This is a genomic window from Synechocystis sp. LKSZ1 (assembly GCF_040436315.1).
Taxonomy (GTDB): Bacteria; Cyanobacteriota; Cyanobacteriia; order Cyanobacteriales; family Microcystaceae; genus Synechocystis.
On record NZ_AP031572.1, the window covers coordinates 1282709 to 1307643 of the forward strand.

Consider the following 24935-nt stretch of genomic DNA (forward strand, 5'->3'; position numbering starts at 1 on the left):
AGACACTGAGTAAAAACTCTAATCCTGTAAGGAATAGGAAAGCGTATGGAGACAACTCGTCAATCCAGCAGATTATTTCAGTAATTCGATCTCCCCTGGTCGCCAAGTTTTGTCAAACCAAGGTTCTAATGGGCCGTAAAGCCGAAGAATCGTGTTCCAACCCGTGCCCGGAATCGTCTGCACCCAATTATTCTCCTTACCAGCGGCCGGTTTTGGCCCGAAATAGATATCCACAGATCCATCAGCATTAACCAAAAGCCCCTTCGTCTGACTACTGACACTGGGAAACTGTTGATCCGTCTGAATCTGCGATCGCGTCTGGTTGCTATAAAGAATGACTGACCAGAAATCTTTAACAGGAATATTGGGCGGTAAACGGAGACGATAACTCTTGCCACCATCGAGGAGATTACCCGTGTTATCACGGGCTGTCCAAGCATATTGAGAACCCAATCCGACCATTTTTTCTTCCATCGCAGGAGTAACCCCCGTCGCCATGAAATAGTAATAGATATAAGCATCCAGGTTCAGAACATCAGGCTGGGTTTGGAACTTATAGCCACCAATGAAAGGTAACTGCCAAGCACTGTTCGGATAGTAATAAGCCTCCTTCTGTCGATTGTGAAAGGAAATTGCCCGTGCCGTCGCATCCCCCACTGCCGCCGCTTCCGTCAGAATTTTTTTCATCCGTTCATCAGGCTTGAAAGGTTTGCCTTTTTGAATACCAATAGAGGCGTAGTAACCCAGTCGAATTTGATCGAGAGATTCACTCGGCTCTTCTTGTACCACTTGATTGAGCAGTTCCCAGAAACGATAATCGGCAGGTGCAACCGTATTAAACGGCTTGCCCGACATATTCACAAAATTCAAAGCAGGGGGATTGTTGGCACTGTTGAGGGGATAAATTTTTGTGTTCTTTGTCACCAACTCAACCCCCGGTTTCGGGTCGCCCTTGACCAAAAAACTGCGCCAAGGAATCCAAATATTAAAAGTCGGTGATTTCACCACGTTGTAACCCGAGGGAATTTCTCCTTTGTAGCCTGGGGGTAAAAACAGGTACTTTCCGCCTTGTCCCTTATCAGGGCCAGTAATGCCGACATCAATCACCCAGCGAAACCAAGTATCATTAACGGTTCCTAATACTTTTGGGGGAACTTCTAAGACTAACGGCCCCTTCGTCAGATCAAGCCATGTCCAACTATAAACGGTGTTGTCATTGGCAGTCAGGAAAATTGATCGCGAATCCAAAAGTTGCTCGAAAATTGGCACAACGGTATTCACTGGCCCCAAGGTACGGATCGCGTTACGGTTGGCCGCTTGGCTAACGGCAGGTATTGCCAATAAGTAAGCTTGAACAGCCCGTTGAAAGTCGAGGTTATCGTAGAGTTTTTTCGCTGTTGCTTCGTCTGGAAAACCATCAAAGAAATTGAGCGTTCCTAGACGAGTCTCCACTTTGGCGGGTGACGCAATTCCTGGGGGGAGGGGAGTTGAGAACTTTAATTTAGGGTTGGCAGGATCACCTGTCAGAGATTGTCCGTTACTGGGGGAAGCTATCGCTATCAAGTTGGCTGTGACAATTAGCAATCCAATGGTTAGCCTGTTGAGTGATACACGCTTGTTCGTATTTTGTTTTTTGGCGAGTTGCAGTTGCTTAAACCACAGCCAATACAGGGAAGAGAAGAAATAGGAAAGCATCCAATTTTACCTATTGATAATTATGAAGAAAAACTAACCATTAAGGGGCCGGAACCACCCGGTAATAAATGCCATTGGCCCCGTAGGACGGACTGAACCAAACTCCGTTGTAGAGATAGTAGGTGGTATTGCCAATGGTCTGAAGCATGGCTCCCATGGGTAAGGTCGGGTAAATGGCCCCCATCGCATAAGCTGTACTAGCGGCAGTGGCTCCGGCCGTATAACCGTCGGTATAGGCATTATTGGTGGCAGCAGTCGCTGTAGCGGCCCCAATGACGGCCCCGGTTGCAGCGGCCCCGGCCGCGGCCCAGCCGCCACAGTTATAACAGCCTGCACCATAGGTATTGACTACCGTTGGCGGATGGTAGGTGGCGTAGTCCCCCCCGTAGTAACGGTTGTAACCACCATAAACTGACGTACCGTAGGCACTAGTTCCTTGCCAATAGCCATCACCCCCCGAGGCCGTTCCGCCTCGATACCCAGTACCACTCCAGGAACCATCACTTCCCGAGGCCGTCCCCCCGCGAAAACCATCTGCACTCCAAGAGCCATCATCCCCAGAGGCCGTCGTGCCCCGAAAACCCGTACCACTCCAGGAGCCGTCACTTCCGGAAGCGGTTCCTCCTCGATAGCCACTGGCACTCCAGGAACCATCACTTCCCGAGGCCGTTCCTCGAAAACCACTCGCACTCCAAGAGCCTCCTCCGGCATGCATCCAAGCCGTTGCGGGCCGACAAAAGAGAGGAAGCGATACAGCTGTTGCAAGGAGGCCGATGGTTAGGCTGATTACAAGCTGATCATTGGTTTTAGGTTTAATCATTGGGGTTCTCCTGATGGGGATTTAGTCTTGGCCGGGACTTTGGGCTCGGGCCGGGCAAAGGGAATGGGGGCGGCCTTTTTAAGATGGGCCGGACTAAAGGCATCGGCGGCGATCGCCGGATTCAGATCCCAGTTGCTAAATTCCACTAGATGCCGCAACCGTGAAGGATCATCTCGATAAACCACACGCATTGCCCGAGGCAGTTTATCTTCTACGCCGATCCAGATTTGGGCAAAAACCTGATTATTAGCGATTGCCACAATATCGGTCTTCGTTCCCCCCACAATGTTGGACTGGCCGACTACAAAGGCCGTTTTCAACCCCTCCACCATGTCTTTGTAGGGATCACTGACAATCACGTCACTGAAGGGAAAGTAAATATCAGCAGTACGGTAGGCTTCCCTCAAGGCCGCATCCAAGGTTCCAGGGGCCTTGGCCATCGCCACCAAATTTTCGGCGGTCGCATAGGCCGCCATCATGGTGCCATCGTAGTAAAACTCCGTAGCGGGGCCATCCCCTAGCGTCAAAACTTGCAATTGATTAGGACGCTGTAATGTGACCTCTGAGCGAGTCATATAGGCCAGGGCCGGCCCAATGAGACTAGGACTTTCATAGGTTGCGATTGCTGTAAAACGCAATGATTTCGCCCCGGAGAGGCGATCACTCATGGCCTTAAGAATGGCGAGGGCCTTGGGTTCAAGGGTGACTTGGGCTGGGGACAGGGGAGTAGAAGGCTTGGTTAACGGTTGGGCCGAAGCCATCAATGGTATTGCACTGAAGACACTCAGCAGAATGGGTAGGGATAGAGAATAAAACCGGGCCAGTATCATCATCTTGGGATTGCCATGGATAGTTGTGTTTCAGTCTGTCCTTATGTTGGATCGGTCGTTGTTATTCTTGGGGTGGCACCAGCCCACATTCAAATAACTTGGTTAAAACCGGCGTTGCAATTTGACTGAAAAATTCCTGGGTCAATTGGGGGTCTTGGCGTAGGCGTTGGACAAAACGAGCCGTTAATTGATCTTTTAAGGTTGGGGGTTGGCCACTGCTTTGGACAGCATGTTGTTGGGCCATCGAGGCAGCCAGATCTTGACAGGAAGAACCACCAAATTTTTGAATCGTTTTCTGGGCAATCGCATTAACAACTTCTTCTGGAAGAGGATCAGAGGATTGAGCCCAAACAGCCATCGGCATCATGCTAGGAATTACAACAATTGAAACTATTACCTCAAAAAAATATGGATTTTTAAAAAATGGAAGTCTCATGACACATTTGTAAAGATTTTTTGCAAAAAAAAGCGAATATAGCCGACAGACTTGTCTAACGCCCGTTGATCATAGATAGTTTTGCCAAGATATTCTTGCCATTTGGTGCCAGGAGTCCCATCGGTTATTATTCTTAATCTTAATTAATAAAATGGCTCCCCCGATTCCTCTTCTTCGCGTCGTCAACCTGTCCCCCATCATCACCTTTTTAGAAGAACAGGGAACCCCCACCGAACAATTCCTACGACGGGCCAAACTCCCTGTCTATGCCTTGGATGATCCCTATACCCTCCTGCCCTGCCATCAAGTGATTGCCTTTCTCGAAGATGTCAGCCATCAAGAAGGCATTGATAACCTCGGCTGGAGAGTGGAAAACCGGGTATCTCTGACAGAGTACGGAGCCTTTGGCCGATTGATTTTGCAGTCCTTAACCCTGGGAGAAGCCCTCTTAACCAGTATTCGCACCTTGAGATTGTTTAATTCTGGGGTGCATTTGTGGCTACAGGTTCGGGGGGAACAGGCATGGTTTGGGCATCAATTCACGCAACTAAATGGTCTTGATTTTCCCTGCGGTATTCAAATTGCTCTGTTGTTAATGCTTGACCTAATCCAAAAAGCGGCAGGTCGTCATTGGTATCCCCAGGAAATTTACTTGCAAACCCCGCAAATCAGCAACCTGAACCATCATCCCCTCTCCTGCACCCGCATTGACCAGACGCAAGGGTTTACTGCTATTGTTTTTCCTCGCTCCTTCCTTAGCCTGCCCTTGGGTCAGACGCCACTGGCTGATCATCAAGCCGATCTCGACCTCTTGCAATCTTTGGCCCCCGCCCTGGACTTTGTTGGTTCCCTCCAGCAGGCTCTTACACCTTTGTTGCGCGAGAATTATCCCACCATTGAGGTTGCCGCCGAAATTGCCCAAATAAGTGTGCGAACTCTACAGCGGCGACTAGCTGAAGAAGGCCTAACCTATTCCCAACTCATCTCTCGCCTCCGTTACCAGAGAGCCATTTACTGGTTAGTCAATTCCGACCTCAAAATGATCGAAATTGCCGCCGAATTAGGCTATCAGGATGCAGCCCATTTTACTCGGGCCTTTAAGCGCTGGACTGGCGTCTCCCCCCAAGCCTTTCGGCGTGATCGCCAAAGCTAATATCCAGAATGAATAAGATAATCTAGACATTAAACCTGTTAATTCATTCCATCGAGGTCAATTTGATTTCGGGGGCTGAAAGAAGAATTTACTGAGATTACCCTTGCCCAGATACCGATCCAGTTCTTGGAAAATATTATGAATGAGAAAAATAATGGAAACACCGAGTAAAATCCCTAAAAATCGAGAAAAACTCCGTGTTTCTAAGAATAGAGTTAGGGCAGGAATCAAGGCTTTCGCTTCTTGATAAGCGTGAAAGAGATTTTCAAGCCCACTCAACACAAACACTGCAAAGGTATAAACTGCTGTTTTGTATAGCACTTGAAGGTAGCGGGCAGATTGGGAAAAGCGATTGAGCCAGGGGGTCATATCCATAATGGCAACGGACTTAGCCGAAATCAGTGCATAAATCACTGCTTTACCTACAATCGTCACATCAACTTCAAACTCCTTTAGAAAAAGCTTCATCAATAGGAGAATATAACCATAGCCAACAAAGAAAAAAAGACTCAAAGAGCCAACTTTCTGGATTTCATGTTTTAGAGATTGCATCATATTAATTAACGGTGTAACCCCGTCCTTGCATACAAGTTGTCCAAGCACGATAGTAATTAGCTAATTGTTGTTGTTCTGCGGCTTGTAATTGAGCCTGGGCTTGAGCCTGTTGCTGTTGTTCCTCACGTCTGCGAAATAATCCAGTCAAGGCCCCTACCCCTGCACCGATAGCGGCCCCTTCCCCTACATTGCCCCCGATCGCGCCTCCAACAACTCCCAGGAGAGAGCCTCTTGCCGCGCCTTGTACCATTTGACCTTGTTGGGAGGATTGAGCTGTGGTCATTGGGGATAGTTGGGAGGGATCCACCCCAGTTTGTTGTTTTGCCCAGCTATAGCAAGCAAAATGATCTTGTTGTTGTTGTTCCTGGGTTTGTCCTTTCGTCGGGTAGGCAAACGGTTCGGGCAATTGGGTCTGGGCCAGCGCCATCCCCTCAATGGAACATAGAAATAGAGTCAAAAAGAAACGGGATGGAACTGAAGACAACATTGTCATAGGAGGTATTTTGGCTAAAACAAAAATTATTCAAAAACGGAATCTTAAGGGGTCAGGGCAAGGATACAAAACTACAATGACGCTTGCTTGCCATTTCGTGCCAAGTTTCTATGGCAATAGTGAGAAGTGGTGTTGAAGCCATTGTCGGGCCTGTTCTCGATGGGCCAGTTCTCCATCCAAGGTCGCGCTTAAGGCCTGATCCAAAATTTGTTTGTACAGCGGCCCTGGCCGGTAACCCCATTGTTTCAGGTCTTCCCCCGTCATGGGGGCCTGGACTTGCCGTAATCTTGTCCAGTAATGCCAGAGCTGACGGCGTAGGCTCCGATGGGCCCGAGTGGCCACCAGAATTAACATTTCTAGAGGGTGGGGCCGCAAAAGTTTGACAATCTGACTCGGCTTTCGGCATTGGGGTAATGCTTGGCTAATGGTTCTTTCCACGACTGCTAATCGGCCCAGAATATCGACCCAGGCCTTGGGGAGCTGTAAATTACTGGCAATCACGGCCCGTTCAGGTTCCGGCACTGTGGCTAACAGGAGGGACAGGCGCACTAACCAGTGCTCTACGGTATCTTGGGGATCTAAATAATGGAGCCCACGGTCTGCATAACGTAGTTGCTGAGTAAGGGCCGGTGTTAGGGTGAGATCAGGGTGTAGACATTTCAAGGCCCCTAAATCCGAGAGCAGGGCCAGGGCCGGTTGCCAATAGGAAGAGCGCAAAATCACCGACAGTTCCGCCTTTAGGCGTGTGGTTAGGGCTGGGGCCGGATGATTGCCCAAGCGTAGGCGTTCATAGACACCGCTTTCTAGGGCATGGCGGATAAATCGTTCCGTTTCTGGTTCAAACTCAAAGCCGAGACGTACCGCAAAGCGCACCCCTCGATAAATACGGGTCGGATCTTCGATAAAACTATTGGCATGGAGTACCCGCAGTTGCCGGGCCTGGAGGTCAAGCAGGCCCCCAAAAAAGTCCAGGACTTCCCCCTGGCGCGGTGGCGTTAAGCGCACAGCGAGGGCATTAATGGTGAAATCCCGACGGTAGAGGTCTTGGCGAATGGAACTGGCCTCTACTTCAGGATTCGCGGCGGGGTAGGGATAAAATTCCGTGCGGGCCGTGGCAATATCCATCCAGAGGGAACCCAAAACCGGGTCTTTATGCCAGAGCAGGGCCGCTGTTTGGAATTCCCCATGCACCGAGAGTTTGGTCTGGGGATAGGCCCGTTGTAGTTCCGTTGCCAGGGCCACCCCGGCTCCGACGTCAGCGGCCCGATGGAAACCATCCACCACCAGGTCAATGTCCTGGAGTCCTAGATGAGTTCCCTCCTCCGCCAGTAAAATATCCCGCACGGCCCCGCCCACGAGATAGAGATGCCAGCCTTGGGCCTGAGCCCAAAGGGCCGCTTGTTCCAGTAATTGCCAGAGGGCCGGTTGCAGACGGCTTTTCAATAACTCCAGGGCTCGTTGTACTGACGGGAGTAAACAACTATCTCTATCGTCTAAACTACCTTGGAGAGCAGCCCGGTCTTGGTGAAGTTGCCGCAAAATATCGGTGCGAGTGACGATGCCCACCAACTTTCCTTGCTCCACCACCGGCAGGCGGCCGATGTCGTAGGTTACCATCAGTTTTTCAATATCGGGCAGTTGGGTATCCGGCGTAATCGTTTTGAGATTACGGCTCATATAGCCTTTGACTGGCGCATGGCTAAAACCATGGTGCAGGGCCAGATCCAAATCCCGCCGAGAAATAATGCCCACCAGTCGATCCTGTTCATCAACGACTGATAGACCGGAGTGACCATAGCGGAAAAGCACTCGCTGGGCCTGGTCAATGGTGGTTTGGGGCCGGATGGTTCGCACTGGAGAGGACATCAAATCTCGCGCTGTCAGGGGTGGCGGAATTTGCTCAATCAGTTTTTGCTGAAGCGTTGTCAGTAGGCCCGTCGGCTCGACTCCCCGTAGATTCACTGATGCGGCCTGGGCATGGCCACCACCCCCAAGCGGCACAAACAGGCTCGTTAAATCGGTTCCAGGAATGCGGGTACGACCAATCACCGTCAGTCGGCCCTCGGGATAGGCGACTTCTTCCCGCCGTTTGGTGTAATAGTGGCCCAACAGCAAAGCGTCTAATTCCGTTAATTCAAGGAGTCGTTCCGCCAGGTGGGAGAGGCCCGGTACGAAAGCTTCTGTGTTTAGCAAAACCGAGCCGAGGTGATAACTGCCAACGGTTTTGGATTGCAGGGCCTGCAGGGCCTCCGTAAACAAAAATTGCAGGGGAGGCGCAAAACCAGGGTCAGCATACTCGGCAATTACCCGCAGATTTGCCCCCTGTTCCATCAACCAGGCCAAGGCCCGGGCATCTCGGGCGTTACTTTGTTCAAAGGTCAAGGAACCTGTATCTACATGAATGCCCAGGGCCATCACCGTGGCCTCCACCGGCGCGAGGGCAATCTGTTCTGCCTGGAGTTTTTCCACAATTAAAGTCGTGGTGGCCCCGACGGCTTCTACCTGAATTTGACTGGCGGGAATATCCGACTCGACCCCCAGATGATGGTCATAGATTTCTATTCTTTCTAAATGGGGCAGGTCTAACCAAGCCTGGGCCTTACCGAGACGTTCCCGTTGTTGACTATCCACTACCCGGATCGAACGTAGGCGCTTGGGATTAACACTGCGTAATTCGATCAGGGCCAACTCATCTCGGTGCAGGGCCAGAAAATCCCGTACCGCTGGATGGGCTCCGCCCGTTAGGACAATACGACTGCCCCAGTAGAGCCGCGACAGCCCCACCGCCGCCCCTAGAGCATCAAAATCCGCTGTTTGGTGACACAAAATGACATCCATCCCTCCATTCTAGAGAGTTTGGGCCTGGCCCTCTGCTGACCGGGTTGACTCCCCCTAGTTGGTCGCCCCGAAAGCACTTTGCTTAGAGCACTAAAATATTTTTGTCAAGATATGTTGCACGACTCTTAACATTGTGTTACATTTATTTACATAAAGAAAACAAACCCCTCATTCAACAGGAAACAAACCATGACTCGCGGATTTAGACTTGATTCTGACCAACGCCTCAACAACTTTGCCATTGAGCCTCAGGTTTACGTTGATGACTCCGTGCAAGCTGGCTGGACAGAATACGCCGAAAAACTCAACGGTCGCTTCGCCATGATCGGCTTCGTTGCGCTTCTGGCCATGGAAGTAATTACCGGCCACGGTGTTATCGGCTGGCTGACCAGTCTCTAGGTTTTAACCGCTAGACCGCACGGGCCGATGGAATTCGACTGCCTTGGCCCCTTCTATACAAGCTTTTTATACTTTTGGAGGTTCCTATGAACGCCGACTATGACATCTTGCAAAACCCCAACCTGTTTGCCCCGGTGGTATTTCGCGATGATTTTAATCGCTTTGAAACCATCAATGCCAACCAGGCCTGGTCTCTCTTTTTCACCGCTGGCCAAGAAGACAAAGAACTGGGTTTCAATCCTGAACTCGGCCGCTTCTTTACCAATATTTTGCTAGCGGTCGCTGTGACGGGCGGTATCTGGGCCTACGTCTTTAGCCACCAACCCATCCTTTAAGGTTTTCTTCCCAAGCTCCTTCTTTCGACAATGAACTCAAGGTCTCCCCTAGATAACTCTGGGGGGATTTTTTTAGTTTGGAGGTAAGCGTCGGGAGGATGTTACCGAGTACTGTTGCACCTTTGCTTCTGAAAGCCGATGATGGGATTTGAACCCACGACCAACTGATTACGAATCAGCTACTCTACCGCTGAGCTACATCGGCATTGTTTACAGGCACTATATCATAGCACTGAATCAAGGGTTCGCCAACCCATAACCTAGAGAACGATGGACAAGATCAAACCCAAGACAAAGCTGGACGCGGATCGGTATGCACGCCTCCGGGCCGAAGCCGAATCTCCCTACCGGGGATTACGTAAATTTATCTACGTTGGCCTAGGAGCCTCGGGTTTCATTGGCCTGATCACCTTTGGGGCTCAACTCTTAGCCGGCCAAGACCCCCAACGGGTTTTACCCAATCTGGCCCTGCAAGCGGGAGTCGTGGCCCTTATGGTCTGGCTGTTTCGGCGGGAAAAATCCTAGGGTTTAGTGCTGGAGGGATTGGTATTGCTCCTCCGTGATGCGGCCGGCTGCGTAGAGGGTTTGGGTGATGTCGGAAATCTTGAGCACCGCATGGGCCTGATAGCCAGCTTGCTGAATGCGGTCTGTAACTCCCCCTTCATGGTCGATTAAGACCACGATATCCTCGACCTTCAGGCCAGCGGACTCGATTTTTTGGGCCCCTTCCAGGGCGCTTTTACCGGAAATAAGCACATCATCCACAATGACAACCGTTTCCCCCGGTTGATAATTCCCCTCGATTAAGCGGCGAGTTCCATGGGCCTTGACTTCCTTTCTGGGATAGATCATAGGGTGATGCAAGAGCAAAGAAAGGCCCGTCGCCGTGGGCAGGGAGCCGTAGGGAATGCCGGCAATGCGGTCAAACTGAAGGGTTTGCAAAATTTCCGCGTAGGCGGCGAGGACTTGGTGGAAAATTTGGGGGTTGGAGATAATGCGGCGCAGGTCGATGTAGTAGGAAAAGGTGGCCCCGGAGGCCTGAACGTACTCGCCAAATAAAAGGCAATCAATATCGAACAGTTGCAGGATTAAGTCTTGGTGGGGGTGGGGGGCCAAGAAACAGAGGTCGGGAGTCCAGAGGTCACAGTGGGAATCGTTGGGGATGGCTTGTTGACGTAGGCGTGTGATTTCTGTATTAAGGCTTTGTAGTTTCTCTCCTAAGTCTGGGGCCTGGAGATAGTCTTGGGGAACGGGCAGTAATAACCCCTCACCTTGGGCATTGAGACCGGCCTGTAAAATAGCCTCTAGATCACTCCCCTCGGCCCAGATACTGCGAAGAAGCAGGGTGCGCTCGGGGGCCGCTTGGCGAATTTGACGCAGGACATCCGGGTCATGGGTACCGACTTCTAGGTAGAGTTGCTCCAGTGGCCCCCAGGTCTGGACTTCGTGAACCACTTGGAGGTAGAAGGGATTGTCAGCGGCGGGAAAATTTTGCAGGGCCAAAGCACCAGGATTGGAAGTATGGCAAAGAATGAAAACTCCCTTCTCTGGATAGACCAAAAAAGGGGCGCTATGATCCTGGCCAGCAAAGGGCGTCAAGGTGACGGCATCGACGCACCAATCTTCAAAAATGGCCCGCGCGAAAATAGTGCTGGTATTTAAATCACTGTGCTTGGCATCCAGAATAACGGGAATGGTCGGGGGAATATGGGCCAAAACCGTCTGCAACAGGGCCAGGCCCTCAGGCCCCAACGCCTCATAAAACCCAAGGGTGGGCTTATAGGCACAGACTTGATGCTGACTTTGCTCAATAATCTCTAACAGCCATTGTTCAAGCTGTTGGCTGAGGGATTGCTGGCCGGCCGAATGCGCCGGGGGCATCATTTCTGGATTGGGGTCTAGGGCCACCACCAATAGACTCTGCTGGGCCGCGATGCTTTGGCTGAGTTTTTCCGAAAAGCTCATAGGGCAGTATCGGTGGGCTCTGAGTTGGATGGTTCCGCGTCTCCTGGGTCTGATGCATCCGAGGCGTTTTCTGAGGAAGCGGTTACAGCGTCATCAACGGGCCTTTCCAGTACTGTTTCAAGTTCAGGACTGACGATATCATCATCATCCAGGAGGTCATCTAAATCGTCGAGCAGGCTGGTTTCCTCTACGGGCTCGACATCCATTGGTTCCCTAACAGCGGGATTATCGTCGTTATCCTCTGCTCCAAGGCCTAGACTCTCTTCGGCTTCCAAGGACACAACCGGCGTGGTCGCCATGGCTTCAACCGGCTCAGACATTTCCGTATTATCGGCATTATCAATGGTCTCGGTCAGTTCAGCGGTGACGCTCTCCTCTGTTTCTACCGGCACGCTTAGGTCTTCATTGATGGTTTCAACCGGAGCAACGGTTTCCCCTTCCACTTCAGTGACGACGGGCATTTCTGGTGAATCTTCATTGGTTTCTTGGGGGGACTCCTCAACGGCCAGTTCGAGATCGTCTAGTTCATCAAGCTCATCAAGCTCATCATCTATCTCCTCCTGGGCGACGCTATCCAAGGCCTCTCGAATGGTTGGGGGCGGAGTTGAACGACGGCCAAAAAGACGACTGAAAAAGCCGGGTTTGCTGGGTTTGGCACTGGGGGACGGAGTCGTAAGGGGGGGACTGGTTTTCGGGGCAGTTTCTATCGCTTGATCAGGGCCTGCTGATTCAATCAGTTCCGGTTCCATGGAGGGAGAAACCGGCGTTTCACCAGTATCGCTGGTGGTCTCGGGAAGCGATTCGCTGATAGTTTCCGGTTCTAGGCTGGTCGTACTGACTTCGACAATGTCTTCGACGACTTCAAGGACTTCTTCTACTGTCTCAGCTATAACCTCTGCTGGTTGCTCCGTCTTGACCATGGCCTCTGGCTCAGTGGCTGATTCGAGTTCCGGTTCCGTCGGTTCCGTTGGGGCTTGGGGGGGTTGGGGTTTGACGGTTTTGGGTTTGCGTCGGCCCCCGCTCAACCAATCCAATAGAGAAAAGCTTTTGAACTCCGGTAAATTCTCGGCATTGGCGATGATGGCCCGGAGCTTCAGGGTCTGCCAAGCAAAACTCAAAATCAAAACAGTCGCCGCGCCTTGGCCCAGCAGAACCCCCCCGGTTAAACGCTGGGAGCAAATCCAGAGGACAAGGGCGTAGAAGAAACCGACCCCGCTCCAGAGAAAATCATCTTTGCGGTGTAATTTGGGGGCAAAAAAAGCCGAAAAGAAAAAAACAAGACTGGCTAGGCCAACGGTGAGCGCAAGAATAACAGCCAACATGCAACGTTGCTCCGTCGAGAATCCACTCCCCTATCTTAAGATGTCGGGTGAAGACCCCTGCCATGTTTTTTGGGCCAAAGCAGAAAGAGCGTCGCTCCCATAGACTTTAGTGCATTGAGTAGTTCAGACAATGGCTCGTTACAGGCCCTGGTCGGCTTGAGTTTTAAGCATATCCCGCAGAATGGTTTCCGTCAGCGTTGCTAATTGGTTCAATTGGGTTTTTAGCTGAGCTTCCCGTTGCTGGTAGTCGCGCTTTTTGTGGAGGGCCGCCCGGGCCAGATCTTCCCGTTGTTGCTGGAGGGCCTGTTGAGCAACGGCCTGCCAGGCCTGGACTTCCGCCTGAGCTTGTTGGTATTGGGGCTGGAGTTCATTCCAGGATAAACGAATGTCGCCGAGGGCCTCGTTGAGCAAGCGTTGGGCATTGCGGGGATCGGTACCCTGGAGGGCCTGGGTGAGGGGGTCTTTGAGGCCTTCCAGAGGAAGATTGTCGATCAGGGGCAGAAAGCGACGAATCTGCTGGCTTTCGCTGATGCCGGTTTTGCACCAGGTAGCAAAATGCTCACAATTATTGAATAGGAGATTATATTTTTGTTCCCCCAGACGGCTCTGGGCCCGCTCCACAACAATTTCTGGCAGAAAACAAAAGCGTTGGCCCTCGGCCAGACGTTGGACGGGTTGGCCCCGGCTAAAGGTCTGCCAACTGGTACGCTCGATGCGCTCGCTGGGTTTGCGGTAGTGAATGACAGAACCATCGCCACAATCGATACCATGGTGCTCGTAGAGGCCGTCCAGGGTCAGCCATTCCCGCAGGACATAAATTTGATCCCCTAGTCCCATGATTCTCCCAGGCCAAGTTCCCGTTTCAGAGTCGTGATAGATTTTTCACCAATGTAATGTTGCGTACAAATTACTTCTGGCCGACGGATCAGGTCGTCCCGCTCCGCGGTAATGGTCTGGAGTACCATGGGCTGGCTGGCGGGGTCGGTGATAATCGTGTGGGCAGTACGTACCAAATGGCGTAACTTGTGGTTGTCACTGACGAGGGCCGATTTCAAAAATAAATCATCCCCCCGCAGGCTATGGATCAGGATTTCCGCAATGCTTAAAATGCCGGGACTCAGGCTCACAATGCCGAGGCAGTTATCCTTCGGTAGTTTCTTAATCAATGCCAGTTCCTGGCTATAGTCATAGATATCAATGGGGATGACGCGCACGGCGTAGGGACTGGCGACGGCTTCGGCCTCTGCTAAAAAGTAGCGACTGGTGACCACCGTACCGGCATTCATTTCTGCCAGGGTCGCGGCCAGGTCTTCTAAGGGAACCAACTGGACAGGAATCACCAGGGCCTGTTCTAGTTCCTGCAAGATCAGTTCACCGGCCCCTAAATCTCGTTGGGGCACCGTCACTAAAACCCGTGCTGTACTGCGGAGCCGCCAATCCACCACCGTCAAAAAGAGTTCCCTCACCTGGGATAAACTCAAACCCTGGCTCAAGAGTTCATCGAGACTTTTTTGGATCAACTGACTGGCCGCCGGATAGTCCTGAAAGAGGGGATTATCCCGTTGGCCGGCCCCCTCGGGGTTGGGGACTTTGACGTAGATGCCAGAACCCGCAATGGATTCCACCAGACTGTTTTCCTCCAGTTGTTGATATACCTTGCTGATGGTATTGCGATGGAGGCCGGTAATCATGGCCAACTGCCGGGTACTGGGTAAACGATGTCCAGGGGGGTACTGCCGGGACGCGATGGCAAACCGGATTTGGTCAAATAACTGTTTGGAAGCGGGGATTTCGCTATCGTTTTGGATCTGGAACTGCAACATTGTTATTAATGGATCATAGAGAGGAGTAAGGCAAGCCGGAACTCGTTCCCTATGCTGGCAGAAAAAGCTGAAAATTGGTGAAGAATAGAAGTAAAATTCAAGGCCAAGTTCGAGTCTTGATTTCCCAGGCCTATCCCCTCCACTATTTGGGAAATTCCCCTAATCCCCATGAATAATCCCGTCTATCCCGATGTCACCCCGGCCGCAGAACCCCTTAACCATGACCATGCGGGCCAAACCCGTAACCCGCCCTGGGGCACCGTGACTATCCTGGAGGAAGGCCCCCGCTATCGCATCAACCGCATTGTGATCAAGCCAGGCCAACATATGAGTACCCAAATGCATTACCATCGCAGTGAACATTGGGTAGTGGTTTCAGGAACGGCCCGCGTACTCTGTAACGGCGAAGAAAAACTGCTCAAGCAAAAGGAATCCACCTACGTTCCCATGAATACTCCCCATCGGGTTGAAAATCCAGGGGTGATCGATTTGGTGATGATTGAAGTCCAGAATGGAGAATATTTAGGGGATGATGACATTGTCCGCTTTCCCGAAGACTAGATGGGCTCTGGAATACGGGCCACGATGGCCTTCCCGATCTCCAAGGAGGCCGTTGCCGCTGGCGAAGGCGCATTGCAGACATGGAGGGCCTGGTCCGCTTCAATAATCCAAAAATCCTCCACCAAGCGGCCATCCTGCTGTAGGGCCTGGGCGCGAATACCAGCCGGATTGGGAATGATGTCGTCTTCCGTCACCTCGGGAATGAGTTGTTGTAGGCTCCGCACAAAGGCCGGTTTGCTCCAGGAACGGATGATTTCCTGCAGGCCCTCTTGCCAATGCCGACGGGCCAAACGCCAAAAGCCAGGATAGGTGAGGACTTCCCCGAGATCCTTCAGATCTACCTCGAGTTTGCCGTAGCCCTCCCGCTTCAGATTTAAGACCGCATTGGGGCCAGCGTGGATACTACCATCGATCATGCGGGTGAAATGTACGCCCAAAAAGGGAAATTCTGGGTTGGGAACCGGATAAATTAACCCTTTGACGAGGTAACGTTTTTCGGGCCGGAGTTCGTAGTATTCTCCCCGGAAAGGGACAATTTTCGCCTCTGGTTCTAGGCCGGCTAAACGGGCCAGGCGGTCACTCTGAAGTCCGGCACAGTTAATTAAAAAACGGGCCGACATCTCTCCCTGATTGGTCTCTAGGGTATAACCCGTGCTGGTTTTTAGAATATTCAGTACCTGGTGCTGGAGGCGAATCTCTCCCCCCTGCTGTTGGATCAGTTCGGCATACTTTTGGCAGACTTGGCGATAGTCCACAATACCGGAGGTAGGCACATAAATCCCCCCCAGACAATGGACGTAGGGTTCGTGTTCCTTAACCTGTTCCGAGCTGAGTTTTTGAACAGCCAAACCATTTTGCAGGCCGCGTTGGTAAAGATTTTCCAGCAAAGGGAGTTCCGTAGGTTGGGTAGCGACAATCACCTTGCCACAAACCTCGTAGGGAAGATCATGGGTCTGGCAAAATTCCACCATGGCCTGGTTGCCGGCTTTGGTAAATTGGGCCTTGAAACTGCCTGGTTTGTAGTAGATGCCCGAATGGATGACCCCGCTATTGTGGCCGGTTTGATGAAAGGCAAGCCGCGCTTCTTTTTCCAGGACTAGCACTGTCGCCTGGGGGAAACGCTGGCCCAAAAACAGCGCCGTCGCTAGGCCAACAATACCGCCACCAATCACAACAAAATCATGGGTCATAGAATATCTATCAATAAATCAACAAGCTAGCTTTTGCGACAATTGCCCTTACCCGGCATCACAAAATCAACTGATTTCCGACTTCATCCGCTCTAGGGTTAGGTTCATTTGGTCAAACATTTGTTGGGGTGTCATACCAAACTGGCCAAGTTGGGTTTTTAATTGCTCGACCGTCATTTTAGCCATAAAATCTTCTGAGAGTTCAAAACGCTTCATAAAAATTTTGTAGCGATCCATTAACTCTTCCATTTTGTCAATAAAAATTTTTTTCCCTTCCCGGTCAAACTTACCGTACTCTCCCCCCAGTTGCACCAGAGATTGATAATCTTCAAAGAGTTTTTTAGCTTCTTGTTGAACGACTTCTGAATCAAAAAATCCCATGATTTAGATGCTCCCAACCGCAGTAATTAAGGCCCGCAAAACATCAGGGGTTTTGCTGTGTGTCCATTGTAAACTCATTTGAAGAAACTGATAGCCATCCTCAAGATACGGTTTTCCGTATTACTGCTGAAGGCCAGGATTCAGGGGCCATTTGGGGGTCATCGAACAGGGCCAAGGGGGCCAGCAACGGTACACTGGGGAGAGATTAGGCTACCTCCTGCAGATAGTCAAGTTTTGTGGAAATCCCTGATGCCGTCCTGTAATCTCCAGTCCCGCCTCACATTAGACAATTACCTGTTGACCCATCCCCTCAGCTATACCGACCGGGGAGAAGATGTGATTCTGGGCCTCAGCCAACCACCGAAATCCCTACCGCCTCACTATTTCTACGATGACCTCGGCTCGATGCTGTTTGAAAAAATCTGCACCCTGCCGGAATACTATCCCACTCGCACGGAAGCACAAATTTTGGCCCAGCAAGCTCCAGCCATTGCCCATTGCACTGGCCCCTGTGACTTGATGGAACTGGGAAGCGGCAGTTCCACGAAAACCCGCCTACTTCTGGATGCCTATACCCAGCTTGGTTATGGCCTCCACTATCTGCCCGTTGATGTTAGCGAGGGCCTGTTGACGGATACGGCCCAGGCCCTTTTGGAAGACTATCCCCAACTCACCATTCATGGCCTGGTGAGCACCTACGAACTCGCCTTTGCTGAATTGCCCCCGCCCCAATTTTCCCGACGCCTGATGGTCTTTTTAGGCAGTACCCTGGGTAATTTTTCCCCTGGTCAAACCCAACAATTTTTTCAACAAGTCCAGGGGGCCCTCCAGACGGGAGACTATTTTTTACTCGGGGTGGATTTACAAAAGCCAGTGGAGATTATCGAAGCTGCCTACAACGATTCTCAGGGGATTACGGCAGAATTTAATCTTAATATGCTGCGGCATTTAAATTGGCGCTTTGAAGGTAATTTTAACCTGGACTATTTTCAGCATCGGGCCATTTTTAATACGGAAAAGTCACAAATTGAAATGTATCTGGTGAGCCAAGTTCCCCAAACTGTTAGCCTCAAAAAATTGGCTCTGACGGTGCAATTTGAGGCGGGGGAATCTCTACTGACGGAAATTTCTCGAAAATTTAATCTCCAGACCCTGGTCACAGCATTGACCCAGTACCATCTCCCTCCCCAACAGGTGTGGACAGACCCCCAACATTGGTTTGGCCTGTTACTCTGTCAGCGGCAATCTTAGTACGGTTGACATGAAAGGAAAAACTTGGGGATGTTTGACCAAACTCCTGCTCCTGCTGGTGTTAATGGCAGGGGCTGGGCTGGGGGGATGGTACGGCGGTCGCTGGTTGCTGGCTCGCTGGTATGCCCCGGATCTGACAGAAAAAGCCCCCCCAACCTCGGCCATGGAAGAAAACCTAAAAGCCAAAAATGAGATCCGGGCCCGTCGTCTCAACCTCGGTATTTCCCCTCAATTACTAGCGGCCCTGGTGCGGGAGAGTTTAGGCTTCGAGACCGAAATGAATCTAGACGGCCCCAGTCCTGGCCCTATTGATGATGCGGCCTGGAATCAACGGGCTAATGAATGGCTCGACCTCTTGGCCAGCCTTAGTCCGGAAACGCGCCAACAGCTAGAAAGTCAGGCTCTAGTCTCTCCCCAGCATTGGGTGAGTCGCGTCAATCAACTGCGGTTGAGTAGTCGCAGTTTGAGGGATTTAGTCCAAGTCCAGTGGTCTTTTTATCTGCCCCAGGTGGCCTCAGAAAATCTGAAAGTAGGGCCCCTTAGCCAGGCCTGGCAGGCCGTCACAGCGGATGTGGTGACTCGTCTGGAATCCGGTGCCGCCTACGAAAAATTGAGTTTTAATCCAGGGGAACATCAACTGACCACTACTGGCCAACTGCCACCGGGCCAAGGTAAAGCCTTTGTGATTGCCCTCGAAGCCCAACAAATCTTGACCCTCAAGCTCTCGGCTCCAACGGGAGGACGACTCTCCCTCTATTCCCCAACGGGCCAGGCTGTTTTACTAGAGAACAGTCCCCAGTATCAGTGGTCTGGAAGCTTGCCGGAAACGGGCTATTACGAACTGGTGCTCACCAATCTCCAAGCGGAAAACCTCGACTATCAACTGGCCCTCGACCTCCCCTAGATTGCACCAAAGCCAAGGCCAGAACGTCCTATAATGGCGAAGTGTTAGTATTCGTGATTGCTGAAACCCTAGAACCCAGAGACCATGGCAGAAACTCTGTTATTTAATGCCCTCAGACAAGCCCTTGATGAAGAAATGGGACGGGATGACACCGTCTTTGTCCTTGGTGAAGATGTGGGCCACTACGGTGGTTCCTATAAGGTGACGAAAGATTTATATCAAAAGTACGGCGAATGGCGGGTTCTGGATACTCCCATTGCTGAAAATAGCTTTACGGGGATGGCTGTGGGGGCTGCTATGACGGGCCTGCGGCCGGTGATCGAAGGCATGAACATGGGCTTTCTGCTCCTAGCCTTTAACCAAATTGCTAACAATGCCGGGATGTTACGCTACACCTCCGGCGGAAATTTCAAAATTCCCATGGTGATTCGGGGGCCAGGGGGAGTCGGTCGGCAACTAGGGGCCGAGCATTCCCAGCGTCTAGAGGCCTATTTCCATGCGGTGCCGGGCCTGAAAATTGTCGCCTGTTCCACCCCCTACAATGCCAAGGGCCTGCTCAAGGCCGCCATTCGAGATGACAACCCGGTGCTTTTCTTTGAGCATGTTCTGCTCTACAACCTCAAGGAAAACCTGCCGGATCACGAATACATTGTGCCTCTGGACAAGGCGGAAATTGTGCGCCCCGGTAAAGACGTGACAATTTTGACCTATTCCCGGATGCGCCACCACTGTCTCCAGGCCCTGAAGCAATTGGAAAAGGACGGCTACGACCCGGAAATTATTGACCTCATCTCCCTCAAGCCCTTTGACATGGAGACAATTAGTGCCTCCATTCGCAAAACCCATCGGGTGATCATTGTGGAAGAGTGCATGAAAACCGGGGGGATTGCTGCAGAATTGATTGCCCTGATTAACGACCAACTCTTCGACGAACTGGATGGGCCGGTGGTTCGCCTCTCCTCCCAGGATATCCCCACCCCCTACAATGGCGCCCTAGAGCGTTTGACCATTGTTCAGCCGCCCCAGATCGTAGATACGGTGAAGCAGTTAGTGGGTTAGGCTCCCGATCATGGCCCCGGCCCACTGGCAGATTCAGCCCCCCGCTAACCTCCCGGCCCAATTTTGGCAGGCGGTGTCCCGCTACTGTGCCCAGTCCAACGGTTATTTTGCGGCCCAACTGCTGTGGCAACGCGGGATTCGGGATGAGGCCCAACTCCAGGCCTTTGTTGATGCCCAGGCCTACCGCCCCACCAGCCCCTTTGCCTTTGGCCAGGAAATGAAGTGGGCTGTCCAGCGTTTGCACCAGGCCCGCGAAACCGGGGAAAAGGTGGTCATCTGGGGGGATTTTGATGCCGATGGGGTTACGGCCACCAGTGTGTTGTGGGAGGGCCTGGGCCAGTTTTTTCCCCAGGGAGAGCAGTTAACCTACTATATTCCCCACCGTCTCCGGGAATCCCATGGCCTGAATCTGCCCCAACTGGAACGCCTGGCCGGAGAAGGGGTGCGTCTAATTGTCACCTGTGATACGGGTAGTACTTCCCTCCGAGAAATTGACCAGGCCCTGGCTTGGGGCCTAGACCTGATCATCACCGATCACCATACCTTGCCGGAGGAGCGTCCCCCGGTGGTGGCCATGATCAACCCCCGCTACTTTGCCGAAAACCATCCCCTGTACCATCTCTCCGGTGTGGCGGTGGCCTATAAATTGGTGGAGGCTCTTTATGAAAGTTTTCCGACCATTCCCCAGCAACCCCTGAGTGACCTCCTGGATCTAGTGGCCATTGGTCTGATCGCTGATCTCGTGCAACTAACAGGGGACTGTCGTTACCTGGCCCAAAAGGGCATCGAACAACTGCAAAAACAACCTCAAACCCAGTCCCGCCCGGGGGTGGCTAAACTCTTGGAATACTGTAAGGGCAACGGCGACCGCCCGACGGATATTTCCTTTGGCATTGGCCCCCGCATTAATGCCATTAGTCGTATCCATGGCGACGCCAGCTTTGGGGTGGAACTGCTCACCAGTCGTCAATCAGAGCGCTGTGCAGCCCTGGCGGAGGCCACGGAACTGGCCAATAGTCGCCGCAAAAGTCTGCAAAAAACCATCAGCGCGGAGGTAGAGAAACAAGTCCAACGGCTGGATCTTTCGACTACAGGGGTGATTGTCCTCGAAGATCCCCAATGGCCGGCAGGAATTCTGGGCCTGGTGGCCAGCAAAATTGCCCAGGATTATGGCCGTCCGACCATTCTCCTCTGTCGTCAGTTGGAAGCGACAGGGACTATTGTCCGAGGCTCGGCCCGCTCAATTCGCAATATCGATCTCTACGACCTACTCCAGTCCCAAGCGGAGCTACTATTGGGCTTTGGCGGTCATCCCTTCGCGGCGGGTCTGAGTCTGCCCCTAGAGAATCTATCCCTTTTCCGAGAGGCCATCAATCAACGATTCTGGCAAACCTACGGTGATTTAGTGGCCCTTGGCCCCCAGGTGGAGGTGGATTTAACGGTGACAGTAGCCGACCTGGGCCGAGAATTATTTCAGGAGTTGAAATTACTAGAACCCTGTGGCATGGGCAATCCGGCGCCGCGTTTACTGATCAAAGGTTGCCGTTTTGAGCGTCTTTGGAGTGATCAAAAGGATTGGGCAGGCCGACCAGTCATGTATCCCAAACTCACGTTTTATCTCAAGGACAACAGTAGTCCTGAAGGGTTTCCGGGTATTTGGTGGGGCCATACCAAGGAAGAGATCGACCCCCAGCAAACCTACGACGTGGTGGTGGAATTAGATTTCAACACCTATAAGGATAAAAATCGCTATGAAGTCCGGCTCATTGATTTACAAGTCAGTGACCCAGCTAGAACACCCTCTACTGATTTTCCCCCTGTTGCTGTCGTTGAGTCCCCTCTCCCCCCAATCTTGGCCCCCAAGGAGCATCATCGCCGAGAAGCAGAGCTTCCCGCTCTCTCCCCAGAAGACATCCTGCAACAGCTTCTCCGATTGGTTCACCAGGAAGCATCTTGGTCGGTGGAAACCCTTCCTGCCACCTGGAATCTTGGCCCGGTGACCACGCCCCTCGTTCTGGCTTTGGGAAAACGGTTACGGGCCCAACCGCCGCTACCAACCACCGAACTGGTGACTGACCTCCATCAATGCTTAGAGGCCCTGCAAGAGGAACAGTTTCAACGGCAATACCATTGTCAAGTTATTTTGAGCTGATACTCAAGTCGGCCGCTCCTCTACCCTTCCCTAAAAAGCGTTATTTTAGTAGAGGCTTTGGCTAAAGCATTTACTTATTCAACCCTCGTCACGCCACAGGAATTGCCATCACCATGGTTCAGAGTAGTACGAGTCAGGAAATACAGGCCCAATATCAAGCCGGACAACGCAATTTTCAAAATCTACAGCTACGGCGGGTAGACCTTCATGGCCTAGATTTGTCGGGGGCAGATTTTAGTGGCACCGATTTCACTGAGGCCAACCTACGGGATACCAACCTGAGTGGGGCCAATTTCACTGAGGCCTATTGCAATGGGGCCGACTTTTCCGGCGCTAATCTTACCCAGGCCAATCTGACCAAGGCCTCATTGATTAAGACGTATCTGATCAAAGCGAACCTCCAGCAGAGTAACCTAGAAAATGCGCTCTGTACCGGGGCCTACTTGACCCGCGCCAATCTCCAGGAGGCCTGTCTCAATGGCACATTTTTAAATGGGGCTAATCTCACCGGTGCGAATTTTAGCCAGGCTAAATACAACGGCAAAACTGGCTTTGATCCGAACTTTAACCCGGAGAAAGCGGGTCTTAAGAAAGTAGCTCAAGGCCTCACGACGGCCCCAACGGTCTCTGCGTCCCAAGCTTCGACGGCAATTGTCACCCCGGCCCTGCCCACCGATTTAACCGTCGAGGAGTTATTGCTGACCTTGAATCATCTGAGTGCTTTGGGAAATCATTACCTTGGCAACACCATGGCCCGGCGCTATTGGCAGTCGGCCCAACCCAAAACCGAGTGGTTCGAGCAATTTTACCTAGACCCTGCCACTGACAAAATTACAACCAAGGGCCCTAAAAAACAGGCCCTGACTCAGGAACAGATTCAACTGGCCCAAACTTGGGCTCAGAAATATGTCAAGGCCTGCACCCTCATTTTTAAAGATTTTCCGAAGTTAATCGAACCCGATCAACTGGCCTTTCCCGTGGTTTAGTAGCTATCTTCCCCACCAACGGTTTTGAGGACAAGACGCTGATTTGCTTGCATCAAAAGGTCAGCGACCAAGGTTTTCAGACGCAGCGCAATGGAAGGGTTGGCTAAGACCTCCTGGGCTTGGGCCCGACAATCGGCCCCGGTCACGAGATCAACTGGGTCTAAATTCTCCAATTCTGCACAGAGGTGCTCAAGGTTATCGGACATGGCAACACATCTCCCTAGGATTTGACCCAATCCTAACTTGAAAATTTGCTCAACATCGTGACAAAGCACGAAGAAAGGTTACGCAATCTTGACCTAGTGGCTTCACTACTACTATTGTTCAGCTTTTTCCAGATCACTGGGGATATCCCGCTGAAAATCGCACACATAGGTAGTCCACATTGAAGGGAAAGGCAAGCTCAAGGGTATCTAAAAAAAGATTTATACCAAATCTCTAAAGCCCGACTACATAACTAGACCCCACCCGTCCTCCCCTTCGCAAGGGGAGGTGCCGTAGGCGGAGGGGTAAACATCTGTAGCCTTAATTTGGAGGATTGGTATTAGATGGCGATTCTTCTTGGGGAGACTGGTGTCGTCATTTTTCTTCGTATTCAGAGCCTGTGTATTGTCTTTTCTTTGCTATTGAGGTTACGGAGAGGGGCAGTTTTGGCAAAGTTATGTTATAATCCTCTGCATCTCGTTAGCCGAGTTTAGGCCGAAAAGCCTAAAGCGGGGGACCCAAACCAAGGGGCGTATCTGGTTCAACCTCGTCAGTCCAGAAAATCGAGGTTTTTCTAGAGGGACATCTCTCAGTCCTAGTCCGACAGCTAACCCCGTAGGCATAGAGAGGAAACTGAGGAATCAGCATTTTTAATGACTTGATATCATCAGTATCCCTAGACCGCATCGGTCTATATTGTCCTGCCTTGATTTTGGTGTACGGCGATGTCAATTCAACTTAATCTTTCCGTGATTTCTGTTGCAGTGAGTTCAACTTGGCGGAAATCTAAACCCTTTATTTTACAAGACACCTTTCTCTATCCTTTGCTCGGCTTTACAGGGGTTATTCTCCTCTGGTGGGCAGTGGCCCTCGTTCGTCATGAAATGATGCCGACACCACCAGAAGCTCTGATGAGTAATCTGGATTTGATCATCAATCCTTTTTATCGACGAGGCCCTGGTGATTTAGGCCTAGGGTGGCTATTACTGGCGAGCTTAACTCGGGTTTGTATTGGTTTTTTACTAGGTGCCATCGTAGCCGTTCCCCTTGGTTTCTTAATTGGGATCTCCCGTCCAGCCTGGCTCGTATTTAACCCAATTATCCAAGTTTTTAAACCCGTTTCTCCTTTGGTTTGGTTGCCCATTGCGTTAGCAATTTTCAACGCCGCTGAACCCTCAGCAATTTTTGTGATTTTTATTACCTCTCTTTGGTCAACCATTATCAATACGGCAGAAGGTGTTTCTAATGTTCCCAAGGATTATTTAGAAGTGGCCCAGGTTCTGGAAATGCCTCGCTGGAAACAATTGGTCAAAATTGTTCTACCTGCTAGTTTGCCCTATATTTTCACAGGATTACGGATCAGTTTAGGCATTGCCTGGCTAGTGATTGTCGCCGTTGAGATGCTGACCGGTGGTATTGGTATTGGCTTTTTCGTTTGGGATGAGTGGAATCGCTTGAATGTGAGTTCTGTTTTCCTCGCAGTATTTGTGATTGGTATAACGGGTCTGATATTAGACTATGCCCTAGCAAGCCTGCAAATGGCCGTCACCCATCGCCCAGCTAAACGCTAGTAGGAGTACTTG

25 protein-coding genes, 1 tRNA gene and 1 riboswitch are annotated in these 24935 nt (G+C 51.5%); of the genes, 11 read left to right on the top strand and 15 right to left on the bottom strand.

Going from position 1 to position 24935, the window contains the following annotated elements:
- Positions 1-72: 72 nt before the first annotated feature.
- The 4 genes from ABXS88_RS06085 to ABXS88_RS06100 all read right to left on the bottom strand — a co-directional run bounded on the left by ABXS88_RS06085 (position 73) and on the right by ABXS88_RS06100 (position 3703).
- A complete protein-coding gene (locus ABXS88_RS06085; RefSeq protein ID WP_353674292.1) occupies positions 73-1452 on the bottom strand; it encodes a DUF1254 domain-containing protein in 1380 nt (459 codons plus the stop codon).
- Positions 1453-1735: 283 nt separating this feature from the next.
- The gene (locus ABXS88_RS06090) at positions 1736-2515 is read right to left on the bottom strand and encodes a hypothetical protein (protein WP_353674293.1); all 780 of its coding nucleotides are present in this window, start codon (positions 2513-2515) and stop codon (positions 1736-1738) included.
- A complete protein-coding gene (locus ABXS88_RS06095; RefSeq protein WP_353674294.1) occupies positions 2512-3348 on the bottom strand; it encodes a DUF2092 domain-containing protein in 837 nt (278 codons plus the stop codon). The genes ABXS88_RS06090 and ABXS88_RS06095 overlap by 4 nt, the downstream gene beginning before the upstream one ends.
- Positions 3349-3406: 58 nt before the next feature.
- Entirely contained in the window at positions 3407-3703 is a 297-nt protein-coding gene (locus ABXS88_RS06100) for a hypothetical protein (RefSeq protein ID WP_353674295.1), read from the bottom strand.
- 229 nt (positions 3704-3932) lie between these two features.
- Between ABXS88_RS06100 and ABXS88_RS06105 the strand changes: the two genes are divergently transcribed.
- Positions 3933-4934 (top strand): AraC family transcriptional regulator ligand-binding domain-containing protein, encoded by a 1002-nt coding sequence (locus ABXS88_RS06105; protein ID WP_353674296.1) that lies wholly within the window; start codon positions 3933-3935, stop codon positions 4932-4934.
- Between the two features lie 57 nt (positions 4935-4991).
- Here ABXS88_RS06105 and ABXS88_RS06110 read toward each other — a convergent pair whose 3' ends face one another.
- From ABXS88_RS06110 to ABXS88_RS06120, 3 genes are all read right to left on the bottom strand, one after another.
- A complete protein-coding gene (locus tag ABXS88_RS06110; RefSeq protein WP_353674297.1) occupies positions 4992-5489 on the bottom strand; it encodes a hypothetical protein in 498 nt (165 codons plus the stop codon).
- Position 5490: 1 nt separating this feature from the next.
- Complete coding sequence (locus ABXS88_RS06115) at positions 5491-5946, bottom strand: glycine zipper family protein (RefSeq protein WP_353674298.1); 456 nt, start codon at positions 5944-5946, stop codon at positions 5491-5493.
- 144 nt (positions 5947-6090) lie between these two features.
- A complete protein-coding gene (locus ABXS88_RS06120; protein ID WP_353674299.1) occupies positions 6091-8820 on the bottom strand; it encodes a CBS domain-containing protein in 2730 nt (909 codons plus the stop codon).
- A gap of 189 nt (positions 8821-9009) precedes the next feature.
- On the opposite strand from ABXS88_RS06120, the gene ABXS88_RS06125 reads away from it, so the two are divergent.
- A complete protein-coding gene (locus ABXS88_RS06125; protein WP_353674300.1) occupies positions 9010-9219 on the top strand; it encodes a chlorophyll a/b-binding protein in 210 nt (69 codons plus the stop codon).
- An 86-nt stretch (positions 9220-9305) separates the two neighbouring features.
- Positions 9306-9554 (top strand): hypothetical protein, encoded by a 249-nt coding sequence (locus ABXS88_RS06130; protein ID WP_353674301.1) that lies wholly within the window; start codon positions 9306-9308, stop codon positions 9552-9554.
- A gap of 133 nt (positions 9555-9687) precedes the next feature.
- Here ABXS88_RS06130 and ABXS88_RS06135 read toward each other — a convergent pair.
- Positions 9688-9759: transfer RNA gene (locus tag ABXS88_RS06135), tRNA-Thr, on the bottom strand.
- Between the two features lie 65 nt (positions 9760-9824).
- On the opposite strand from ABXS88_RS06135, the gene ABXS88_RS06140 reads away from it, so the two are divergent.
- Positions 9825-10079: a DUF3493 domain-containing protein gene (locus ABXS88_RS06140; protein ID WP_353674302.1), complete on the top strand. Its 255-nt coding sequence runs from the start codon at positions 9825-9827 to the stop codon at positions 10077-10079.
- Positions 10080-10082: 3 nt separating this feature from the next.
- Here the strand turns inward: ABXS88_RS06140 and ABXS88_RS06145 are convergent, their stop codons facing one another.
- From ABXS88_RS06145 to ABXS88_RS06160, 4 genes are all read right to left on the bottom strand, one after another.
- On the bottom strand, positions 10083-11519 hold the full coding sequence (locus tag ABXS88_RS06145) for a bifunctional orotidine-5'-phosphate decarboxylase/orotate phosphoribosyltransferase (protein WP_353674303.1): 1437 nt from the start codon (positions 11517-11519) through the stop codon (positions 10083-10085).
- Positions 11516-12841 carry a Ycf66 family protein gene (locus ABXS88_RS06150; protein ID WP_353674304.1) on the bottom strand — a complete coding sequence of 442 codons (1326 nt, stop codon included), beginning with the start codon at positions 12839-12841 and terminating at the stop codon, positions 11516-11518. The genes ABXS88_RS06145 and ABXS88_RS06150 overlap by 4 nt, the downstream gene beginning before the upstream one ends.
- Positions 12842-12979: 138 nt before the next feature.
- On the bottom strand, positions 12980-13678 hold the full coding sequence (locus ABXS88_RS06155; protein ID WP_353674305.1) for a lecithin retinol acyltransferase family protein: 699 nt from the start codon (positions 13676-13678) through the stop codon (positions 12980-12982).
- Positions 13669-14664 (bottom strand): GntR family transcriptional regulator, encoded by a 996-nt coding sequence (locus ABXS88_RS06160; RefSeq protein ID WP_353674306.1) that lies wholly within the window; start codon positions 14662-14664, stop codon positions 13669-13671. Before ABXS88_RS06160 ends, ABXS88_RS06155 begins: the two co-directional genes overlap by 10 nt.
- Before the next feature lie 168 nt (positions 14665-14832).
- Between ABXS88_RS06160 and ABXS88_RS06165 the strand changes: the two genes are divergently transcribed.
- Positions 14833-15225 (top strand): phosphomannose isomerase type II C-terminal cupin domain, encoded by a 393-nt coding sequence (locus tag ABXS88_RS06165; protein WP_353674307.1) that lies wholly within the window; start codon positions 14833-14835, stop codon positions 15223-15225.
- On the opposite strand, the gene lhgO is transcribed toward ABXS88_RS06165, so the two are convergent.
- Together lhgO and ABXS88_RS06175 are read right to left on the bottom strand one after the other, a co-directional pair.
- Complete coding sequence (lhgO, locus tag ABXS88_RS06170; protein ID WP_353674308.1) at positions 15222-16415, bottom strand: L-2-hydroxyglutarate oxidase; 1194 nt, start codon at positions 16413-16415, stop codon at positions 15222-15224. The genes ABXS88_RS06165 and lhgO overlap by 4 nt on opposite strands.
- A 66-nt stretch (positions 16416-16481) precedes the next feature.
- A complete protein-coding gene (locus tag ABXS88_RS06175; protein ID WP_353674309.1) occupies positions 16482-16796 on the bottom strand; it encodes a DUF1825 family protein in 315 nt (104 codons plus the stop codon).
- A 249-nt stretch (positions 16797-17045) separates the two neighbouring features.
- Here ABXS88_RS06175 and egtD point away from each other — a divergent pair, with 249 nt between their 5' ends.
- The 5 genes from egtD to ABXS88_RS06200 all read left to right on the top strand — a co-directional run bounded on the left by egtD (position 17046) and on the right by ABXS88_RS06200 (position 23148).
- A complete protein-coding gene (gene egtD, locus ABXS88_RS06180; RefSeq protein WP_353674310.1) occupies positions 17046-18047 on the top strand; it encodes an L-histidine N(alpha)-methyltransferase in 1002 nt (333 codons plus the stop codon).
- A gap of 10 nt (positions 18048-18057) precedes the next feature.
- Complete coding sequence (locus tag ABXS88_RS06185) at positions 18058-18951, top strand: hypothetical protein (protein ID WP_353674311.1); 894 nt, start codon at positions 18058-18060, stop codon at positions 18949-18951.
- Positions 18952-19035: 84 nt separating this feature from the next.
- A complete protein-coding gene (locus ABXS88_RS06190) occupies positions 19036-20010 on the top strand; it encodes an alpha-ketoacid dehydrogenase subunit beta (protein WP_353674312.1) in 975 nt (324 codons plus the stop codon).
- Between the two features lie 10 nt (positions 20011-20020).
- On the top strand, positions 20021-22162 hold the full coding sequence (recJ, locus tag ABXS88_RS06195) for a single-stranded-DNA-specific exonuclease RecJ (protein WP_353674313.1): 2142 nt from the start codon (positions 20021-20023) through the stop codon (positions 22160-22162).
- 113 nt (positions 22163-22275) lie between these two features.
- Complete coding sequence (locus ABXS88_RS06200; RefSeq protein ID WP_353674314.1) at positions 22276-23148, top strand: pentapeptide repeat-containing protein; 873 nt, start codon at positions 22276-22278, stop codon at positions 23146-23148.
- Here the strand turns inward: ABXS88_RS06200 and ABXS88_RS06205 are convergent.
- On the bottom strand, positions 23145-23354 hold the full coding sequence (locus ABXS88_RS06205) for a hypothetical protein (RefSeq protein ID WP_353674315.1): 210 nt from the start codon (positions 23352-23354) through the stop codon (positions 23145-23147). The two genes, ABXS88_RS06200 and ABXS88_RS06205, sit on opposite strands and share 4 nt — an antisense overlap.
- A gap of 470 nt (positions 23355-23824) precedes the next feature.
- Positions 23825-23986, top strand: a riboswitch (cyclic di-AMP (ydaO/yuaA leader).
- Positions 23987-24077: 91 nt separating this feature from the next.
- On the opposite strand from ABXS88_RS06205, the gene ntrB reads away from it, so the two are divergent.
- Positions 24078-24923: a nitrate ABC transporter permease gene (gene ntrB, locus ABXS88_RS06210; protein WP_353674316.1), complete on the top strand. Its 846-nt coding sequence runs from the start codon at positions 24078-24080 to the stop codon at positions 24921-24923.
- The last annotated feature ends 12 nt before the right edge of the window (positions 24924-24935 follow it).

Coding starts and splice junctions, on each gene's coding strand:
- ABXS88_RS06150 (WP_353674304.1), bottom strand. CDS start 12,841: ATGTTGGCTGTTATTCTTGCGCTCACCGTTGGCCTAGCCAGTCTTGTT.
- ABXS88_RS06090 (WP_353674293.1), bottom strand. CDS start 2,515: ATGATTAAACCTAAAACCAATGATCAGCTTGTAATCAGCCTAACCATC.
- egtD (WP_353674310.1), top strand. CDS start 17,046: ATGCCGTCCTGTAATCTCCAGTCCCGCCTCACATTAGACAATTACCTG.
- ABXS88_RS06200 (WP_353674314.1), top strand. CDS start 22,276: ATGGTTCAGAGTAGTACGAGTCAGGAAATACAGGCCCAATATCAAGCC.
- ABXS88_RS06140 (WP_353674302.1), top strand. CDS start 9,825: ATGGACAAGATCAAACCCAAGACAAAGCTGGACGCGGATCGGTATGCA.
- recJ (WP_353674313.1), top strand. CDS start 20,021: ATGGCCCCGGCCCACTGGCAGATTCAGCCCCCCGCTAACCTCCCGGCC.
- ABXS88_RS06110 (WP_353674297.1), bottom strand. CDS start 5,489: ATGATGCAATCTCTAAAACATGAAATCCAGAAAGTTGGCTCTTTGAGT.
- ABXS88_RS06155 (WP_353674305.1), bottom strand. CDS start 13,678: ATGGGACTAGGGGATCAAATTTATGTCCTGCGGGAATGGCTGACCCTG.
- ABXS88_RS06185 (WP_353674311.1), top strand. CDS start 18,058: ATGAAAGGAAAAACTTGGGGATGTTTGACCAAACTCCTGCTCCTGCTG.
- ntrB (WP_353674316.1), top strand. CDS start 24,078: ATGTCAATTCAACTTAATCTTTCCGTGATTTCTGTTGCAGTGAGTTCA.
- ABXS88_RS06145 (WP_353674303.1), bottom strand. CDS start 11,519: ATGAGCTTTTCGGAAAAACTCAGCCAAAGCATCGCGGCCCAGCAGAGT.
- ABXS88_RS06100 (WP_353674295.1), bottom strand. CDS start 3,703: ATGGCTGTTTGGGCTCAATCCTCTGATCCTCTTCCAGAAGAAGTTGTT.
- ABXS88_RS06125 (WP_353674300.1), top strand. CDS start 9,010: ATGACTCGCGGATTTAGACTTGATTCTGACCAACGCCTCAACAACTTT.
- ABXS88_RS06105 (WP_353674296.1), top strand. CDS start 3,933: ATGGCTCCCCCGATTCCTCTTCTTCGCGTCGTCAACCTGTCCCCCATC.
- ABXS88_RS06160 (WP_353674306.1), bottom strand. CDS start 14,664: ATGTTGCAGTTCCAGATCCAAAACGATAGCGAAATCCCCGCTTCCAAA.
- ABXS88_RS06205 (WP_353674315.1), bottom strand. CDS start 23,354: ATGTCCGATAACCTTGAGCACCTCTGTGCAGAATTGGAGAATTTAGAC.
- lhgO (WP_353674308.1), bottom strand. CDS start 16,415: ATGACCCATGATTTTGTTGTGATTGGTGGCGGTATTGTTGGCCTAGCG.
- ABXS88_RS06130 (WP_353674301.1), top strand. CDS start 9,306: ATGAACGCCGACTATGACATCTTGCAAAACCCCAACCTGTTTGCCCCG.
- ABXS88_RS06190 (WP_353674312.1), top strand. CDS start 19,036: ATGGCAGAAACTCTGTTATTTAATGCCCTCAGACAAGCCCTTGATGAA.
- ABXS88_RS06120 (WP_353674299.1), bottom strand. CDS start 8,820: ATGGATGTCATTTTGTGTCACCAAACAGCGGATTTTGATGCTCTAGGG.
- ABXS88_RS06175 (WP_353674309.1), bottom strand. CDS start 16,796: ATGGGATTTTTTGATTCAGAAGTCGTTCAACAAGAAGCTAAAAAACTC.
- ABXS88_RS06165 (WP_353674307.1), top strand. CDS start 14,833: ATGAATAATCCCGTCTATCCCGATGTCACCCCGGCCGCAGAACCCCTT.
- ABXS88_RS06095 (WP_353674294.1), bottom strand. CDS start 3,348: ATGATGATACTGGCCCGGTTTTATTCTCTATCCCTACCCATTCTGCTG.